The following is a 16,058-nucleotide window of genomic DNA, read 5'->3' as shown; positions in this document are numbered from 1 at the left end:
CGGATCGCTCTTCGTGCTCGGGGTACGGCGGGGCCTCATGCGATCTCCTCCAAATCGAGGACGCCCGCGAACGGGTCGTCGTAGCCGGCCCAGGCATCGGAGCCAGCGAGCGTCTCCTCCTGCGTGAGCAGGCAGGAGTCGAGCAGCGCGGTGATGCGGCCGGGGTCGAGGCCGGGGCCGGTGAAGACCAGGTGCTGCACGCGGTCGCCGGTGATCTCGTTCCACTCCAGGGCGGCGGCCGTACGGCGGGCCGCGGAGACCAGGTCCCAGGCGGCCTGCGGCAGGGCGGCCAGCCACGGCCCGGCGTCCTCCACCGAGACGACTCCGGCGACCGCGTCCCAGGCCAGCACGCGCTCGTGCCGGGTGGCCAGCCAGAACCGGCCGCGCGAGCGGACCGAGGTGGTGGCCAGCTCGTCGACGGCGTCGAACAGGCGCGCGGGGTGCAGCGGGCGCAGCCGGTGCCAGACCACCGTGGTGATCTCCTCGGTGCGGGCGTCGACGGGCAGCCGCGCGGTCGCCGGGTCGACGCGCTCGGCCAGCTCGGCGGTGCACACCGCGCCGCCGCGGACCTCGGGCAGGGCGTCGGCACCGAAGACGGGGGTGACGGGCGCGAGGTGGTCGAGCACGGCGCGCGACAGTTCGTCGTCCTCGGCGTCGCCGCCGTGCAGCACCAGGCCGGTGGCGTATTCGATCTGCCGGGCCAGCACCTCGGCCAGGTGGCGCTCGTCGCCGGCGGCCGCCGCCTGGCCCGTCTCGGCCAGGCGGTCCCCGCGGGTGATGTCGATCGGCATGTGCGCGGCGTGCAGCGCGGTCAGCACCGAGGTCAGGCGCAGCGTGCCGCGGGCCTCCTCGCAGTCGATGGCCTCGGCCACCGACCGGGGCTCGACCGTGTCCCACAGGTCCACCACCAGCAGGGAGGCGGCCGGAGCGCGCCGTACCAGCTCGGGCAGCAGGTCCTCGCGCACGGCACAGGTGACGCAGCCGTGCGCGAGCCGGACCTCGGCCAGGTCCAGGACGCCGGAGCGGTCGCGGACCACGCGCTCGATCCGGCCGCGGGTCACCTCGCGCAGGTCGTGGTGGATCGCGACGGCGCCGGGGTGGTCGTGCAGCAGCGCCTCGACGGCGGCGGTGCGGGCGGTGGCGTGCAGGCCCGCCACGAGGACGACAGGGGTGGACACAGGGCTCTCCTTTTGCGGGCGCGGTGACGCTCCCGGCGCCGCGACCGGACATCGATTGGCGGAATGAAAACCGTTTCCATTATCATTACATGGGTCGGCCGCACGGAAGGAACCCCATGGCCCGAAACGACCTCCGCCCCGTGATCAAACTCAAGTCGACCGCGGGCACCGGCTACACCTACGTCACCCGCAAGAACCGGCGCAACGACCCCGACCGGCTCACCCTGCGCAAGTACGACCCGACCATCCGCGAGCACGTGCTCTTCCGAGAGGAGCGATGACCCCGTGAAGAAGGGCATCCACCCCGACTACCGCCCTGTCGTCTTCCGCGACCCGGGTGCGGACTTCGCGTTCCTCACCCGCTCGACGATCACCAGCACCAAGACGATCACCTGGGAGGACGGCAACACCTACCCCGTCGTCGACGTCGACGTCTCCTCGGCCAGCCACCCCTTCTACACCGGCCGCACCCGCGTGCTCGACACGGCCGGCCGCGTCGAGCGCTTCAACCGGCGCTACGGGAGGGCCTGATGTCCGCCCACTGCCAGCTGACCGGGACCGCGCCGGTCTTCGGCAACCGCGTCTCCCACTCCCACCGGCGCACCCGCCGCCGGTGGAGCCCCAACATCCAAAACCGCCGCTACTGGCTGCCCGGTGAGGGCCGGTTCGTACGGCTCACGCTCAGCGCCAAGGCGATCAAGACCGTCGACAAGATCGGCGTCGAGGCCGTCGTGGCCCGCATCCGCGCCCGGGGAGGAAAGGTCTGATGGCCAAGAAGAGCAAGATCGCCGCGAACGAGCGCCGCAAGGCGATCACGGCCCGCCACGCCGAGCGCCGCGCCGCGCTCAAGGAGATCGTCCGCACCGGCACCGCCGAGGAGCGGGAGCGGGCCGTGCGGGCGCTGGCCCGCCAGCCCCGCGACGCCTCAGCCACCCGCATCCGCAACCGCGACTCCGTCGACGGCCGGCCCCGCGGCCACCTGACGAAGTTCGGCCTGTCGCGCATCCGCTTCCGCGAGATGGCCCACCGCGGCGAGCTGCCCGGCATCACGAAGGCGAGCTGGTGACGTGGCCGTCCCCAAACGCAGGATGTCGCGCAGCAACACCCGCCACCGCCGCTCGCGGTGGAAGACGACGGCTCCCGACCTGGTCCCGATCATCGTGGACGGCCGGGAGGTCCTGGTGCCCCGCCGCCTGGTCCGCGCCTACCGGCGCGGCCTGATCAATCCCGACTGACATCCTCCCCGTCTAATACGGCAGGTAGTAGCTGAGCACATCGGCGGTGAGCGGCGGGAAGAGTGCCCGGAACAGCTCCTCCTGCGCGGTGTAGACGTCGGGCCGGATCCGGGTCAGGCCTTCGATGCCGTGCGGGCCGAACAGCAGGGCGGGCAGGTAGTCGGGGGCCACTCCGGCGCCGCCCACCGCTGCGGGGCCCTGCATCGCGCCACCGGCGGTGACCGCGCCGAGGCCGTCGGCGTGGACCGGGATCCGGTAGTGGGCGCCGAAGGTGGAGATGACGATGTCTCGGCCGGTGTGGTCCATCCCCGCGGCGGTGAGGCGGTGCCAGAGCAGTGGCCGCAGCCGGTCCAGCAGCGCCGTGACGTCCGGGATCCGGATGTAGTACTGCTCCGCCTGCCGGCGTGGTTCGTGGGTGAGGAAGTCGTGCCAGGCGGCGGCGGTCACGGTGCCGGCTCGATGGACGACCCGTACCTGCCCGCCGGGCACCAGTGCGGCGACGCCGCGGAGCAGTTCCCGCGCCGCGGCCTCGTCGAGGGCGGCGGCCTCTGCCAGGAGCAGCCCATCGTCTTCGGGAGGCGTGGTGCGCCCGGTGGCGACGACGGTGCCGCCGTGCTCGAGGACCCACAGGGTGCTCGCCTCGTGGGCCAGCAGCCATCGCCAGCATGCGGGTGAGTGCGGCATGGCCACGTCGAACCGGCTCTGGGCCGTCTCCTGCAGAGCCGCCATGACCGGGATGTCGGAGGGCCGGGCGGGGCGGAGCCCCGGGGTCGCCTCGCCGGGGGGCGGGGTGTGCACGGTCAGTGCGGGCGGTATGTCGACGGCGTACTCGTAGCCGAACAGCCGGTAGAAGTACGGGATGCCGATCATCGCCTGGATGACGTGACCGCGGGCGGCGGAGCGGTCGTGGGCCCATCGCATGAGTGCCCGGACGAGTCCGCGTCCTTCGTATTCGCGGTCGGTGGCCACCAGCTCGACCTGACCGGAGGGGAGGCGGATGTCGGCGATGCGCACTTCTTCGTCGAGGAGCGTCGCGGTGGAGACGACCCGGTCGCCGTCGACGACCACGGCGCAGGCCGACCAACCGGCGTCGGGGTCTGTGGCGACCAGCCGGTGGTCGAGGGCGTCGGCGGGTTCACCGCGTTCGGCCAGGAGCGTTCCGATCTGGTCGAGGTCTGCGGGCTGCGCTTGCCTCAGGACGAGGCCTCCTGCGAGTGGTACAGGCAGGGCGGGGGAGGCTGCGGGCACGGTCACGGCGGGACTATTGCACCGGGCGAGCGGTCTCGTCCATCGGTTTTCCCCCTGCCCGTGGCGGACGGGACAGGCGTCGGAGACGATCGGATCCTCGGACAGCCGCGCAACCCAGATCGCGAATCCGCCCGGCGAGTCGACCTCATCGGACGCCCCCCGCCCGAAGCAGCCGCCTGCGTACCCTCCGGCTCGCCCCGGACCACGAGATCAGCCCGGAGCATCTCGCCTGTCACCGCAGGAACATCGGGCCCGCCCACGGAACCGAGGACCGTACCGCTCCCGTGGCCGCTGACAGCGGCACCTTGAGAACATGCCAGGTGTCTCGGGTGCGGGGAGACGCTGCCGCGGTGGCGGGGTCACCGTTCGGCAGTATGCGCCTGCTCGCGGGCGAGGAGCGCACCGATGGCGGCGGCGAGGAGGGGAAGGACGGCGACGACGGCCACGATCGCCGGCCAGGGAGTCTCGAACGGCACCCGTGCCGGCTCATCCCACGTGGTGGGCACCGTCAGGGGCCACAGCAGCAACATCCCGGCGGGACATCCGGCGACCGCGCCCAGGACCGTTGCGCACAGGGCGGCCAGGCCCGCACGGAAGGCGCAGAACCACCGGAAGGCCACGCCCGGCCCGTTGCCGGGCCGCCGCAGTAACCGAGCCGGGCGCGCATTTGCGGCGCTGCCGAAGCCGGTGGTCAGCGCGCACGCCAGGGCGGTGAGGAGTGCCGCCGCGACGACGGGCAGCCACCAGGTCGAAGCCTCGAATCCTCGCTCGACGTACGTTTCCGCGACCGCGTCGTCCAACCGGTCGTCGAGGCGTTCTTGCTCCTGCACCGTGACCCGGTGGAGGGCGGGGTCGATGATCAGTTCGGCCGGTTGGAGCCGGTAGCCGAGGTCTTGGACGATCTTCGAAGGGATGAAGATCGTCTCCATGCGCGGGTCGGCGGTCCTGGCGATGCCCGCCCGGACGGTCTTGGTAGTCGTCGCCGTGTCGTTCTGGTGGATCATGTAGGAGAGTTCGACCGAGTCGACCTTCACGTCGGTTGACGTGATCACCACGGCCGTGTCCTCGTCGTACGGTGCCGACTGATCGCCCGTGAGGTACCGCAGCAGCTTCTCGTCACCGATGGCCTGATACCAGTAGACGGCCTCCTCCGGCATCTCGACGTTCTCCGCCCTCGCGCTGAGGTGCCGGAACTCATCCGAAGGACGCTCGCTCTGGGCGATCGGCACCCCGGGGAACTCCCGCTCGATCGCCGCTCGCACGGTGCCCGCATCGGCCGCGGAGAAAGACTGCGTGAACAAGGCGCTCGGCCGGACCAGCAAGCTGCCCGGTCGGGCCCGGGGGGAGTATTGGGCCCTGCTCTGCGTCGTTTCGCCGACCGCGATGACCGTCAGCGCGACGGCGAAGGCCGTCGCCATCATCGCCAGCGTGATAGCGATCACCGTGCGACCGCGACGGCGGACCAGGTCGCGAACCGCCAGGCGGAAGGGCAGCGGCAGCCGTTTCGTGTAACGATCGGAAAGTTCCAGCAGCCACGAAGGTAGCGAGCCGAGACCGGCGACAAGCAGACCTGCGCCGATGAAGGTGATCAGCAGCATTCCGAAGGCTTCGATGGCGCCGTAGCGCGAATCCTCACGCGCCAGCCAGGCGCCGGTCCCCATCGACAAGACGCCGGTGAGCGACACGAGCAGTCCTACGACGACGAGTCGCCGGCTCATGGGCTCGTGGTGGTCGGGCGGAGCGGAGAGCTCGGCGGCACGGATCGCCCCGACCGCAGGAAGACCCGCGAACAGGGCGAAGAACAGGGCCAGGAATGCGTACCGCTCAAGATCGAAAGGCATGGCGGGAATGGTAGTGAGCCGCGGCGGTGACGCATATACGTCCTGGACATCATGGACATCCTGAACGTCGGGAGAAGACCCGTTCCGCGACCTCGATGTCGCGGGCACCGCGGGCGAGCCGCCGGTGGCTGAGCCGTACGGTCGCGGACCGCCCGAGCACCGCGGTGACCTCGGCAGCCACCAGCCGGCCGATCGGCTGCCAGGCGTGCATCGCCGACCAGACGGCCGGCCCGTCCAGGACGGCGCCGGGATCGGTGAGCAGATCGTGGATCATCGCGCTTCACCGCTCCGGCGGTGATCGGGGAGGATGGCAGGATGCCGCACACCGAACAGACACCGTGGGGTCGGTGGGAGCCCGCGCCGCCGGGTCAGGTGGTCGCCCTGTTCCAGGACCTGGACGCCCTGGTGGGTCAGCGGCGGGTACGCCGTCGAGCTGGCCGTCGGTCGCGCCTACCGCGAGCGCTGCCGCTGCTGACCGCACCGCAGCGGGCCTGGCCGGACGAGGCGCTGGGAGTCGAGTACGGCGCGCATCCCTGGCGGGAGCGGCTGCGCGGATGAACAGGAGAACCGATGCCTTTCGACGCGGTGCTGTGCGACTTCTACGACGTGATCGGCTACGTCGACCTGACCGAGCACGAACGGCGTGAACGCGCCTGCGGGCTGGTCCCGGGCAGCACGGAGAAGATCGCCTTCGCTCCGGAGCTGGCCGTGCCCGCGGCCCTCGGACGGATCACGGTAGGCCAGTGGACGGAGGCGATCGCCGCCGGGCTCGCCGGGCTGGCCGGCCCGCAGGACGCCGCGGAGCTGAGCCGGGGATTCGTCGAGGCCGGGTGCCGGATCGACGCGGAGGTCGTCGGCCTGCTCCGGCAGGTCCGGGCCCGGGTACCGGTCGTGCTGGTGTCCAACTCGACGCTCCGGCTCAACGCCGTCCTGGAGACGGCCGGGCTGGGCCGGTCCTTCGACGCGGTGGTCACCAGCGCGCAGGTGGGGGTGGCCAAGCCGGACCGGCGGATCTACGAAGCCGCCGCGCAGGCCGCGGGAGCCGCCGCCCGCCGTTGCCTGTTCGTCGACGACCGGGCCGCAAACGTGGACACCGCGGTCGAGCTGGGCATGACCGGTGTCGTCTACCGGGAGCCGGACGATCTGCTCCGGGTGCTGGCCCCGCTGCTGAGTGAGGATCACAGGTCGTCCTCGTAGTCGAGGCCGGCCAGTTCCTGCGGTTCGCCGAGCATGACCGCGATCGGGGTGTGCAGGAACAGCGTGCGGCGGGTGAGCGGGTCGCCGTCACGTCGGCCTCCGGCAGGCCGCTGACCCGGTCCTGCAGCTGCCGGAAAGTCGCCTGGAACGCGTCCTTCGTCGGACCCCATAATGAGGAGCGATGTCCGTTGATCCCCTGACCCGCGCGACCGCCTCCCTGTACGGCCTGGCCCTCGGCGACGCGCTCGGCTCCCAGTTCTTCGTCCCCGCCCACCGCCCCCTCCTCGACTCCCGCACCCCGCCGCCCGGACCGTGGCAGTGGACCGACGACACCGAGATGGCCTGCTCGATCCACCGAGTCCTCACCGACCGCGGACACATCGACCAGGACGCGCTCGCCGCCTCCTTCGCCGCCCACCACGACTTCGACCGCGGGTACGGCCCCGCCACCGGCCGCATGCTCCGCCTGGTCCGCGAGGGCGGCGACTGGCGCACCCTCGCCGCGGACCTGTTCGACGGCAGCGGCTCCTGGGGCAACGGGGCCGCCATGCGCGTCGCCCCGCTCGGCGCCTGGTTCGCCGGTGACCTGCCGCAGGCCGTACGGCAGGCGGAACTGTCGGCCCGCGTCACCCACGCCCACCCCGAAGCCGTCGCCGGCGCGATCGCGGTGGCCGTGGCCGCCGCGGTCGCCGCCGCGCACGCCGACCTGTCACCGGGCCGATTCCTCGACCTGGTCGCCGAACACGTCCCGCCGAGCGCGGTCGCCGGCGGGATCGGCGAGGCGCGGCTGCTGCTGACCGTCGGCGACCCGCTCCTGGCCGCCCGCGTCCTGGGCAACGGCCGCAACGTCACCGCCCACGACACCGTCCCGTTCACCCTGTGGGCCGCCGCCCGCCACCTCGGCGACTTCACCCGGGCCTTCTGGACCACCGCCGCCGCAGGCGGCGACGTCGACACCACCTGCGCGATCGTCGGCGGCATCCTCGCGGCCCGGACCGGGCTCCCCGACCACTGGATGCGGATGGTCGAGGCGCTGCCCGCCTGGGCCGAGGCGCCCGGCCTCGCCCCGGATGTCCCCGCAGCGGGACGGGCGACACCGTCCCGGAGGACCGCCGCTCCCACCCCTTCCCGGACTCCGGGCTCCGGCGGGCACGCGGCCGAGCACCGGCACCGGAGGTAGCGGCCGTGCTGGACGTGCTCGGCGAGACCGCTCCGGCGCGGCCGTCGACACCGCTCTTCCGGCTCTCACGGACCAGTGACGGACCAGGGATCCGAAACGCCCGTCAGAGCCGGTTCACGGAACCCGACATTTTCAGCGAACGGGCAGGCCGGTGACCGCTCGGCCGATGATCAGGCGCTGGATCTCGCTCGTGCCCTCGAAGATGGTGTAGATCTTCGCGTCGCGGTGGAAGCGCTCGACCGGGTGGTCGCGGGTGTAGCCGGCCCCGCCGAGGATCTGGATGGCCTGCTCGGTCACCCACACCGCCGTCTCCCCCGCCACCAGCTTGCACATCGACCCCTCGGCCTGGTCGAACGACCGGCCGTTGCGGGCCATCCAGGCCGCGCGCCAGGTCATCAGCCGCGCGACGTCGACGCGGGTGGCCATGTCGGCGAGGAGGAAGGCGACGGCCTGGTTCTCCCCGATCCGGCGGCCGAACTGCTCGCGCTCGCGGGCGTAGTCCCGGGCGTACTCGAACCCGGCGCGGGCGATGCCGACCGCCATGGCGGCCACCGAGGGCCGGGTCGTCTCGAAGGTCCGCATGGCCGCCTGCTCGCCGGCCCTGCCGCCCTCGCGGACCCGCGCCAGCCGGGCATCCAGCTTCTCCTTGCCGCCGAGCAGGCAGGAGCCGGGCACCCGTACGCCGTCGAGGACGACCTCGGCGGTGTGGGAGGCCCGGATGCCGTGCTTCTTGAACTTCTGGCCCATCGACAGGCCGGAGGTGCCCGGCGGGACGACGAAGGAGGCCTGGCCGCGGGTGCCGAGCGAGGGGTCGACGGAGGCGACGACGACGTGCACGTCGGCGATGCCGCCGTTGGTGGCCCAGGTCTTGACGCCGTTGAGGATCCAGTCGCCGGAGGCCTCGTCGTGGACGGCCCGGGTGCGGATGGCGCCCACGTCGGAGCCGGCGTCGGGCTCGGAGGCGCAGAACGCGCCGAGCTTGACGTCGTCGGGGGTGCCGAACATCTGCGGCAGCCACTCGCCCATCTGCTCGGGGGTCCCGGTGGCCGACAGGGCCGCGGCGGCCAGGCCGGTGCCGACGATGGACAGGCCGATCCCGGCGTCACCCCAGAAGAGCTCCTCGAAGGCGACCATCAGGCCGAGGCCGCTGGGCTCGAAGGACTGCTGGGCGAAGAAGTCGAGCGAGTAGAGACCGATCTTGGCCGCCTCCTGGATGATCGGCCAGGGCGTCTCCTCGCGCTCGTCCCACTCGGCGCCGGCCGGGCGGACGACCGTGCGGGCGAACTCGCGCACCCAGTCGCGCACCTCGCGCACGTCGTCGCTCAGTTCCGGGCAGAAGCCGTTCTCGCTCATCGTCCACCCCTCCGGGAAAGCGTTACCATCGGTAACACCCTCTACCTTACTGACGGGTAGACCCATCCGCGCAAGCCGCCCCCGCCACTCCTTCACCTACCCCGCGGCGGGGACCCGGCCGCAGCGGTCGCCCCCGTTCAGACCTCGCTCAGACCGCAGTACGAGGACCGTAGCCGGGAACGGTGATCATGGGCGGGCGCTCGGCGACCGCCACGTCCCGCACGGCCGCGTGGTGCCCGCCCGGTCCGCGGCGGAACTGGGCCAGGCGCGGGGACGGCGTGTGCAGCGGGATCATCTTGTCCTGGCGCGCCAGCCGCGACCAGGAGGTCTGCAGGATCTGCGCGGCCATGCCGCCGAGCGCCTCGGTGGACTGGTGGGAGTGCACCCTGCGGCCCAGGTCGACCTGGGCCAGGGCGTCGAGGCCGGACAGTTCCAGCAGGTCGATCAGGAGCCCGAGCTCCACGCCGTAGCCGGTGACGAACGGGACCCGCTCCAGGACCGAGCGCCGCCCGGCGTACTCGCCGGCGAGGGGCTGGACGAACCCGGCCAGCAGCGGCCAGTGCAGGTTGAGCAGCGGCCGCGCGACCAGCTCGGTGACCCGCCCGCCGCCGCCCGGCGCGTCCGCTCCCCGCGCGTCCCGCAGCGGCCGGTCGTAGCAGCCCTTGACGTAGACCACGCCGGGATCGGCCAGCAGCGGCCCGAGCAGCCCGGTCACGAACGAGGTGCGGAACTCCCGCAGGTCCGCGTCGACGAAGACCAGCAGGTCGCCGGAGGTCACGGCGAGGGACTTCCACAGCGCCTCCCCCTTGCCGTCCAGCGGCTTGAGGTCGGGCAGGACCTCGTCCTGCGCCACCACGCGGGCGCCGGCCGCCGCGGCGCGCGCGGCGGTGTCGTCGGTGGAGCGGGAGTCGATGACCACGAGCTCGTCGACGAGCGGCACCGCCTCCATCAGCTCGCGCCGGATCGCGGAGACGATCTCCCCGACCGTCTCCCCCTCGTCGCGCGCGGGCAGCACCACGCTGACCGTCGCGTCCCCCCTGGCCTCCAGCAACTCCGGCGGGGACCAGTCGTCCGAGGACGACGTACGGCGGCGCAGCCATGCCTCCACCTCAGGCAGCACAGCCCATCCTCCCCGTCACCCCGGAATGTACGGGTATCACCCTATGCGTCGCCGTTGCGGGGTGAATCACCGGCCGGACCGGTCCCGCGGCCCGGGGATCAGTCGGCGGCGTGGCGCTCCAGGAAGGTGTAGACGTCGGCCTCGTCCACGCCGGGGAAGGACCCGGGCGGGAGCGCCACCAGGACGTGCGAGTTGGCGCGCGCCGAGGGCCAGGCGTAGCCCTCCCAGCGCTGGGCCAGCTCGGGCGGCGGGCGGCGGCAGCAGTCGCCGTTCGGGCACTCGGACTTGGTCCGGTTCACGGTCTCCCGGCCGCGGAACCAGCGCGACTCGCGGTACGGCACGCCGAGCGTGATGGCGAAGTCGCGCTCCCGGCTCGGGTCCACGTGGGCGACGCAGAAATAGGTGCCGGTGGGCGAGTCGGAGTACTGGTAGAAGACGGAGAAGCGGTCGGGCGAGAGGAAGACCTGCCGGCCCGACCACTGCAGGCACATGCGCTGGCCCTCGATCGCGCCCTGCTCGTCGGCGGGGAAGACGATGCCGTCGTTCTCGTAGGCCTTGTAGATGATCCCGCCGACGTCGTTGCGGACGAAGTGGCAGACCAGGTCCAAATGGTGCGTGGCCAGGTTGGTGAAGCGGTGCGCGGCCATCTCGTAGGAGACCGCGAACACGTCGCGCAGGTCCTCGACGCTGAGCGCCCGGTCCTGCTTGGCCTCCCGCAGGTACGGCGCGGCGGCGGCCTCGGGCACGAGGACCGCGGCGGCGAAGTAGTTGGCCTCGGTCCGCTGGCGCAGGAAGTCGGCGAAGTCGCGGGGCTTGTGGTGGCCGAGGGCCAGGTGGCCGATGGTCTGCAGCAGGATCGTGCGGGGGGTGTGCATGCCGAGCTGCTCGTGCTTGACGTAGATGCGCCGGTTGCGCAGGTCGGTGATCGAACGGACCGTCCGGGGCAGGTCCTGCACGGTCCGCACGCTGTAGCCGAAGTGGGTGACCAGCGCCTGGACGGTGCTCTGCGAGAGCGCGCCGGAGCGGTAGCCGACCGCGGCCAGCGCCTCGGCCGCCGCCTTCTCGATCTCCGCGAAGTAGTTGCCCTGCTCGCGCTGCTTGCGGCGGAGCTCGGCGTTGGCGGCGCGGGCCTCCTCCGGGGTGGCGGTGCCCTTGGCCTGGCGGGAGCGGAGCTCGCCGTAGAGGCCGAGGATGTGCTCGAGCACGTCGTTGGGCACGCGCGCGGAGACCTTCAGCCGGGGCAGCCCGAGGCCGGCGTAGAGCGGATCGCGCTGGGCCTCCTCCAGCTCCATCTCCAGCTGCGCGCGCCGGTTGGGCGCCTGCCGCCGGAGCAGTTCCTCCACCGGCACGTTGAGCGCGGACGCGAGCGACTTGAGCAGCGACAGCTTCGGCTCGCGCTTGCCGTTCTCCAGCAGGGAGAGCTGGCTCGGCGCCCGGCCCACCCGTTCGCCCAGGTCGGAGAGGGTCAGGCCGCGCTGCTTGCGCAGGTGGCGCAGGCGCTGACCGAAGGCGATGAGGTCGAGCTCCTGTGTCAAAGAAAGCGGTTCTTCTCCGACCAGCGGTGTCATGTCCCGATCCTAAGCGAAAATTCCGCCCATCTTCCACTCGCGAACCGCGCATCCCCGTACGGCGCGCGGGTAAGGCCCCCACCCTCCCCGACCGGCCTCCGGCCGGCCCGCGCACCGCACACCTTCGGCCCGCGCGGCGCATGTCTCCGGGGCCTCCACGACCGCCCGGCCGCCACCCCTCGACGGGTGCCGGGTGAGCTGGACCACACACACGATTGGTCTAGTCCATAGCGAAAACTCTGATGTTCTTCTCTATCGAATACTGGCGAGTATTGGTTAAATCGGAAAAAATATCGTTCTTTCCGCGAAAAGCACCTTGTTCCCCCGTTTCGTCGGGGCACACACTCAGGGCAAGGCACCCAGGGGACGACAAGGAGTGAAAAAATGAACGATCGCCTCAAGGGAGCCGCAGAGGAACTGCGGCGCGAGTGGGAGACCGACCCCCGTTGGAAGGGCACCGAGCGGACCTACACGGCCGAGGACGTCGTGCGGCTGCGGGGCTCGGTCCAGGAGGAGCACACTCTCGCCAAGCTCGGCGCGGAGCGGCTGTGGGACCTGCTGCACAGCGAGGACTACGTCCACGCCCTCGGCGCGCTGACCGGCAACCAGGCCGTCCAGCAGGTCAAGGCGGGGCTGAAGGCGATCTACCTGTCCGGCTGGCAGGTCGCCGCCGACGCCAACCTCGGCGCCCAGACCTACCCGGACCAGAGCCTCTACCCGGCCAACTCGGTGCCGGCCGTCGTGCGCCGCATCAACAACGCGCTGCTCCGCGCCGACCAGATCACCTGGTCCGAGGGCGACGAGAGCGCGCCGCACTGGCTGGCTCCGATCGTGGCCGACGCCGAGGCCGGCTTCGGCGGCGTGCTGAACGCCTTCGAGCTGATGAAGGGCATGATCGCCGCCGGTGCCGCCGGCGTGCACTGGGAGGACCAGCTGGCCTCCGAGAAGAAGTGCGGCCACCTCGGCGGGAAGGTCCTCATCCCGACCGGCCAGCACATCAAGACCCTCAACGCGGCCCGTCTCGCGGCCGACGTGGCGGGTGTGCCGTCCCTGATCATCGCGCGGACCGACGCCCAGGCCGCGACGCTGCTGACCAGTGACGTCGACCCCCGCGACCAGAAGTTCGTCACCGGCGACCGTACCGCCGAGGGCTTCTACCGGGTCCGCAACGGCGTCGACGCCTGCATCGCCCGCGGCCTGGCCTACGCGCCCCACTCCGACCTGCTGTGGATGGAGACCTCCACCCCGGACCTGGACGTGGCCCGCGAGTTCGCCGAGGCGATCAAGGCGCGGTACCCGGACCAGATGCTGGCCTACAACTGCTCACCGTCGTTCAACTGGAAGAAGCACCTGGACGACTCCACCATCGCCAAGTTCCAGCGCGAGCTCGGCCACATGGGCTACAAGTTCCAGTTCATCACGCTGGCGGGCTTCCACTCGCTCAACTACTCGATGTTCAACCTGGCGCAGGGCTACGCCGAGGAGGGCATGACCGCCTACGTCGAGCTCCAGGAGGCCGAGTTCTCCGCCGAGTCCCGCGGCTACACCGCCACCCGCCACCAGCGCGAGGTCGGCACCGGATACTTCGACCTGGTCAGCACGGCCATCGCGCCGGACTCCTCCACCACGGCCCTGAAGGGCTCCACGGAGGAGGAGCAGTTCGAGGCTCACTGATCCGAGGAAGGACCGGGAGCGCGGGTTTCGCAGTCCGCGCGGGCCGGGGCGGCTCTTCAGGGCATGCGGAGCCCGCCCCGGCCCGCCGGGCACCCGCCTGAGCCGAGGCCCGCGCTCCCGGTCCGCCCTCGGACTCGGACTCCCGAGACCAGGACGAAGACCCCGCCTCCTTCCCCCCAGGGAGGCGGGGTTTCCCCGTTCCGGCCCGGGCTCCTGAAGTCACGGGCCCGGCGGATCCGGGGGCCCGGCCGCCGGGACGCCGAGGGCGGACAGGAACGCCGCGGCGGCGGGGGACGGGGACGAGCGGCTCCAGACGAGGTACTCCATGCGGGCCGGGGCGTCGCCGAGCCGGACGACGGGCAGGTCGGGGAGCTCGGAGACGAAGTCCGCGGGCAGCATCCCGATGCCCAGGCCCTGCCGGATCAGGCGGGCCATGAAGTCGGGGGAGCTCACCTCGAAGGCGACCTCGCGCCGCACTCCGGCCGCCGCGAACGCCTCGTCCGACTGGATCCGCCCGGCGGTGCCCGCGGGGAAGTCGACGAACGGCTCGTCCGACAGGTGGCGCAGCTCCACCTGCTCCCTGTCCGCCAGCGGGTGACCGGGCGCCACCACGGCGACGAGATGGCCGCGCGCCAGTTCGCGGCCGCGGACGCCCTTGGGCGGAGCGCCCACCGGCAGCCCCAGGAACGCGACGTCCAGGGTGCCCTGCCGCACCCGTTCGGTCAGTTCCTCGCTCGCGCCCGAGCGGAGACTGATCCGCACCTGCCGGTGCCGCAGGTGGAATCGCCTCAGCTCGGTCGGCAGGTCGACGGCCGTGACGGTGGGGATGGCGCCGACGGCGAGGCGGCCCCGGATCTCCCCGGCGGCCGCCGCCACCTCGGCGCGGGCCCGTTCGGCGGCCTCGAGGGCCTGGCGGGCCGCGGGCAGGAACGCCTCCCCGGCGGAGGTCAGCCGGACGCGGCGGCTGGTGCGCTCGAACAGCCTGGCCCCCAGCTCGCGTTCCAGGCGGGCGATCTGGTGGCTGAGGGCGGACTGGACGACCAGGCACCGTTCGGCGGCGCGGGTGAAGTTGCCCGTCTCCGCGACGGCGACGACGTAGCGCATCTGCTGGAGCTCCATGGATCAATCTTGATACACGATCGCTGCCGATGATGAACATGCATTGGACTCATTGATCGTTCATGGCCGAGGCTGGGGGCATGACCGCGACGAGATCCCACCCCGGCGGCCTGCCGCGCGGGCTGCTCCTGCTCATGTCCACCGCGACCGGATCGGCCGTCGCGGGGAACTACTTCGCGCAGCCGCTGCTCGACCTGATCGGCCGGGAGCTGGGGATCGGGCCCTCGTCGGCGGCGCTGGTGGTGACGGCCGCCCAGGGCGGGTACGCGCTGGGGCTGATCCTGCTGGTGCCGCTGGGCGACCTGATGGAGCGGCGGCGGCTGACGGTGGCGCTCTACGCGGCGACCGCGCTGTTCCTGCTGGTGTCGGCCACCGCCGCCAACGGGACGGTGCTCCTGGCCGGCACCGCCCTGACCGCCCTGACCTCGGTCGGGGCGCAGGTGGTGGTGCCGTTCGCGGCGACGCTGGCGGACCCGGCGGAGCGCGGCCGGGTGGTCGGCACGGTGATGACCGGGCTGATGCTCGGCCTGCTGCTGGCGCGGACCGCGTCCGGAGCGCTGTCGGAACTCGGCGGGTGGCGGACGGTCTACTGGGTGCACGCCGCCCTGATGGCGCTGATGGCCGTACTGCTGCGCGTCCTCCTGCCCAGGCTCGGCGGGGACGGCGGGCGCCTGTCCTATCCGGAGCTGCTCCGCTCGACGGTCTCGATGTTCCGGCAGGAGCCGCTGCTGCGGTGGCGGGCGGGCATCGGCGCGTCGAGCCTCGCCGCCTTCAGCGTGCTGTGGACGGCCTCGGCCTTCCTGCTGGTGGGACCGCCGTACGGCTGGACGGAATCGGTCATCGGCCTGTTCGGCCTGGTGGGCGCCGCGGGCGCGCTGACCGCCACGGTGGCCGGGCGGCTGGCCGACCGCGGGCACGTCCAGACCGTGACCGGTGCCGGGGCGGTCCTGCTGCTCGCGTCCTGGGCGGCGATCGCGGCCGGGGCGCACTCGCCGGTCTGGCTGCTCGCCGGCGTGATCGTGCTCGACCTGGCGCACCAGGCGGTGCTCAACAGCAGCCAGAACGTCCTCTACGCACTCCGGCCCGAGGCCCGCAACCGGATCAACTCCGCCTTCATGACCTCCATGTTCCTCGGCGGCGCGGTGGGCTCCGCGCTGACGTCGGCGGTATGGGTGAGCGGCGGCTGGACCGGCGTGTGCGTCCTGGGCGCCGCCCTCTCGGCCGGGACCGCCGCGCTCTGGGTCCTGGAGCGCCTCACCGCCGGCCGGGCGGCGGGAAGACCCCCGAAGACCGCCGCGGTACGCGGCCTGATCCGTGTCCTCACCACCACCAAGGGAGAATGACC

Annotated in this window: 19 protein-coding genes; 10 read left to right on the top strand and 9 right to left on the bottom strand. The window is 72.2% G+C overall.

Features of this window, described 5'->3' with window-relative positions; all coding sequences use genetic code 11:
• Nucleotides 1–35 precede the first annotated feature (35 nt).
• Nucleotides 36–1,178 carry a CobW family GTP-binding protein gene (locus tag IEZ07_RS23985; protein ID WP_191896795.1) on the bottom strand — a complete coding sequence of 381 codons (1,143 nt, stop codon included), beginning with the start codon at nt 1,176–1,178 and terminating at the stop codon, nt 36–38.
• A 116-nt stretch (nt 1,179–1,294) separates the two neighbouring features.
• Here IEZ07_RS23985 and rpmG point away from each other — a divergent pair, with 116 nt between their 5' ends.
• From rpmG to rpmF, 5 genes are read left to right on the top strand one after another with little or no spacing between them, the layout of a single operon-like run.
• Complete coding sequence (gene rpmG / locus IEZ07_RS23980; protein WP_191896794.1) at nt 1,295–1,459, top strand: 50S ribosomal protein L33; 165 nt, start codon at nt 1,295–1,297, stop codon at nt 1,457–1,459.
• 4 nt (nt 1,460–1,463) lie between these two features.
• Nucleotides 1,464–1,709, top strand: a complete 246-nt coding sequence (locus IEZ07_RS23975) for a type B 50S ribosomal protein L31 (RefSeq protein WP_191896793.1) — start codon at nt 1,464–1,466, stop codon at nt 1,707–1,709.
• A complete protein-coding gene (rpmB, locus tag IEZ07_RS23970) occupies nt 1,709–1,945 on the top strand; it encodes a 50S ribosomal protein L28 (RefSeq protein ID WP_191896792.1) in 237 nt (78 codons plus the stop codon). Before IEZ07_RS23975 ends, rpmB begins: the two co-directional genes overlap by 1 nt.
• Nucleotides 1,945–2,244 carry a 30S ribosomal protein S14 gene (rpsN, locus tag IEZ07_RS23965; RefSeq protein WP_191896791.1) on the top strand — a complete coding sequence of 100 codons (300 nt, stop codon included), beginning with the start codon at nt 1,945–1,947 and terminating at the stop codon, nt 2,242–2,244. The genes rpmB and rpsN overlap by 1 nt, the downstream gene beginning before the upstream one ends.
• A gap of 1 nt (nt 2,245) precedes the next feature.
• Entirely contained in the window at nt 2,246–2,413 is a 168-nt protein-coding gene (gene rpmF, locus IEZ07_RS23960) for a 50S ribosomal protein L32 (protein WP_191896790.1), read from the top strand.
• A gap of 12 nt (nt 2,414–2,425) precedes the next feature.
• Here the strand turns inward: rpmF and IEZ07_RS23955 are convergent, their stop codons facing one another.
• The 3 genes from IEZ07_RS23955 to IEZ07_RS23945 all read right to left on the bottom strand — a co-directional run bounded on the left by IEZ07_RS23955 (nt 2,426) and on the right by IEZ07_RS23945 (nt 5,776).
• Entirely contained in the window at nt 2,426–3,667 is a 1,242-nt protein-coding gene (locus tag IEZ07_RS23955) for a GNAT family N-acetyltransferase (protein WP_191896789.1), read from the bottom strand.
• Between the two features lie 353 nt (nt 3,668–4,020).
• Nucleotides 4,021–5,502, bottom strand: a complete 1,482-nt coding sequence (locus tag IEZ07_RS23950) for a hypothetical protein (RefSeq protein WP_191896788.1) — start codon at nt 5,500–5,502, stop codon at nt 4,021–4,023.
• 49 nt (nt 5,503–5,551) lie between these two features.
• Nucleotides 5,552–5,776 carry a hypothetical protein gene (locus IEZ07_RS23945; RefSeq protein WP_191896787.1) on the bottom strand — a complete coding sequence of 75 codons (225 nt, stop codon included), beginning with the start codon at nt 5,774–5,776 and terminating at the stop codon, nt 5,552–5,554.
• Nucleotides 5,777–5,817: 41 nt separating this feature from the next.
• Between IEZ07_RS23945 and IEZ07_RS23940 the strand changes: the two genes are divergently transcribed.
• A complete protein-coding gene (locus tag IEZ07_RS23940; protein WP_191896786.1) occupies nt 5,818–6,060 on the top strand; it encodes a hypothetical protein in 243 nt (80 codons plus the stop codon).
• A gap of 12 nt (nt 6,061–6,072) precedes the next feature.
• Nucleotides 6,073–6,699 carry an HAD-IA family hydrolase gene (locus IEZ07_RS23935; protein ID WP_191896785.1) on the top strand — a complete coding sequence of 209 codons (627 nt, stop codon included), beginning with the start codon at nt 6,073–6,075 and terminating at the stop codon, nt 6,697–6,699.
• Here the strand turns inward: IEZ07_RS23935 and IEZ07_RS23930 are convergent.
• Nucleotides 6,681–6,869, bottom strand: a complete 189-nt coding sequence (locus IEZ07_RS23930; protein ID WP_191896784.1) for a hypothetical protein — start codon at nt 6,867–6,869, stop codon at nt 6,681–6,683. The two genes, IEZ07_RS23935 and IEZ07_RS23930, sit on opposite strands and share 19 nt — an antisense overlap.
• Nucleotides 6,870–6,880: 11 nt before the next feature.
• On the opposite strand from IEZ07_RS23930, the gene IEZ07_RS23925 reads away from it, so the two are divergent.
• Nucleotides 6,881–7,879, top strand: a complete 999-nt coding sequence (locus IEZ07_RS23925) for an ADP-ribosylglycohydrolase family protein (RefSeq protein WP_191896783.1) — start codon at nt 6,881–6,883, stop codon at nt 7,877–7,879.
• A 132-nt stretch (nt 7,880–8,011) separates the two neighbouring features.
• Here the strand turns inward: IEZ07_RS23925 and IEZ07_RS23920 are convergent, their stop codons facing one another.
• The 3 genes from IEZ07_RS23920 to IEZ07_RS23910 all read right to left on the bottom strand — a co-directional run bounded on the left by IEZ07_RS23920 (nt 8,012) and on the right by IEZ07_RS23910 (nt 11,920).
• The gene (locus IEZ07_RS23920; protein ID WP_191896782.1) at nt 8,012–9,232 is read right to left on the bottom strand and encodes an acyl-CoA dehydrogenase family protein; all 1,221 of its coding nucleotides are present in this window, start codon (nt 9,230–9,232) and stop codon (nt 8,012–8,014) included.
• 148 nt (nt 9,233–9,380) lie between these two features.
• Nucleotides 9,381–10,352, bottom strand: coding sequence for a glucosyl-3-phosphoglycerate synthase (locus IEZ07_RS23915; protein ID WP_191896781.1), 972 nt, complete (start codon nt 10,350–10,352; stop codon nt 9,381–9,383).
• 98 nt (nt 10,353–10,450) lie between these two features.
• The gene (locus IEZ07_RS23910) at nt 10,451–11,920 is read right to left on the bottom strand and encodes a helix-turn-helix transcriptional regulator (RefSeq protein ID WP_068893828.1); all 1,470 of its coding nucleotides are present in this window, start codon (nt 11,918–11,920) and stop codon (nt 10,451–10,453) included.
• Between the two features lie 384 nt (nt 11,921–12,304).
• On the opposite strand from IEZ07_RS23910, the gene aceA reads away from it, so the two are divergent.
• Nucleotides 12,305–13,594 carry an isocitrate lyase gene (gene aceA / locus IEZ07_RS23905; protein ID WP_191896780.1) on the top strand — a complete coding sequence of 430 codons (1,290 nt, stop codon included), beginning with the start codon at nt 12,305–12,307 and terminating at the stop codon, nt 13,592–13,594.
• Nucleotides 13,595–13,813: 219 nt separating this feature from the next.
• On the opposite strand, the gene IEZ07_RS23900 is transcribed toward aceA, so the two are convergent.
• A complete protein-coding gene (locus IEZ07_RS23900; RefSeq protein WP_191896779.1) occupies nt 13,814–14,713 on the bottom strand; it encodes a LysR family transcriptional regulator in 900 nt (299 codons plus the stop codon).
• A gap of 80 nt (nt 14,714–14,793) precedes the next feature.
• Between IEZ07_RS23900 and IEZ07_RS23895 the strand changes: the two genes are divergently transcribed.
• Entirely contained in the window at nt 14,794–16,056 is a 1,263-nt protein-coding gene (locus IEZ07_RS23895) for an MFS transporter (RefSeq protein ID WP_191896778.1), read from the top strand.
• The last annotated feature ends 2 nt before the right edge of the window (nt 16,057–16,058 follow it).

Origin of the sequence: Planomonospora parontospora, assembly GCA_014647935.1 — a bacterium.
Taxonomy (GTDB): Bacteria; Actinomycetota; Actinomycetes; order Streptosporangiales; family Streptosporangiaceae; genus Planomonospora; species Planomonospora parontospora.
This window is presented reverse-complemented; position numbering and strand designations above follow the sequence as displayed.

What these genes read in the sequence shown, in the direction of transcription:
- rpmG (WP_191896794.1), top strand. Translation starts at nt 1,295, where the DNA reads ATGGCCCGAAACGACCTCCGCCCCGTGATCAAACTCAAGTCGACCGCG.
- rpmB (WP_191896792.1), top strand. Translation starts at nt 1,709, where the DNA reads ATGTCCGCCCACTGCCAGCTGACCGGGACCGCGCCGGTCTTCGGCAAC.
- rpsN (WP_191896791.1), top strand. Translation starts at nt 1,945, where the DNA reads ATGGCCAAGAAGAGCAAGATCGCCGCGAACGAGCGCCGCAAGGCGATC.
- IEZ07_RS23950 (WP_191896788.1), bottom strand. Translation starts at nt 5,502, where the DNA reads ATGCCTTTCGATCTTGAGCGGTACGCATTCCTGGCCCTGTTCTTCGCC.
- IEZ07_RS23945 (WP_191896787.1), bottom strand. Translation starts at nt 5,776, where the DNA reads ATGATCCACGATCTGCTCACCGATCCCGGCGCCGTCCTGGACGGGCCG.
- IEZ07_RS23940 (WP_191896786.1), top strand. Translation starts at nt 5,818, where the DNA reads ATGCCGCACACCGAACAGACACCGTGGGGTCGGTGGGAGCCCGCGCCG.
- IEZ07_RS23935 (WP_191896785.1), top strand. Translation starts at nt 6,073, where the DNA reads ATGCCTTTCGACGCGGTGCTGTGCGACTTCTACGACGTGATCGGCTAC.
- IEZ07_RS23930 (WP_191896784.1), bottom strand. Translation starts at nt 6,869, where the DNA reads ATGGGGTCCGACGAAGGACGCGTTCCAGGCGACTTTCCGGCAGCTGCA.
- IEZ07_RS23925 (WP_191896783.1), top strand. Translation starts at nt 6,881, where the DNA reads ATGTCCGTTGATCCCCTGACCCGCGCGACCGCCTCCCTGTACGGCCTG.
- IEZ07_RS23920 (WP_191896782.1), bottom strand. Translation starts at nt 9,232, where the DNA reads ATGAGCGAGAACGGCTTCTGCCCGGAACTGAGCGACGACGTGCGCGAG.
- IEZ07_RS23910 (WP_068893828.1), bottom strand. Translation starts at nt 11,920, where the DNA reads ATGACACCGCTGGTCGGAGAAGAACCGCTTTCTTTGACACAGGAGCTC.
- aceA (WP_191896780.1), top strand. Translation starts at nt 12,305, where the DNA reads ATGAACGATCGCCTCAAGGGAGCCGCAGAGGAACTGCGGCGCGAGTGG.
- IEZ07_RS23900 (WP_191896779.1), bottom strand. Translation starts at nt 14,713, where the DNA reads ATGGAGCTCCAGCAGATGCGCTACGTCGTCGCCGTCGCGGAGACGGGC.
- IEZ07_RS23895 (WP_191896778.1), top strand. Translation starts at nt 14,794, where the DNA reads ATGACCGCGACGAGATCCCACCCCGGCGGCCTGCCGCGCGGGCTGCTC.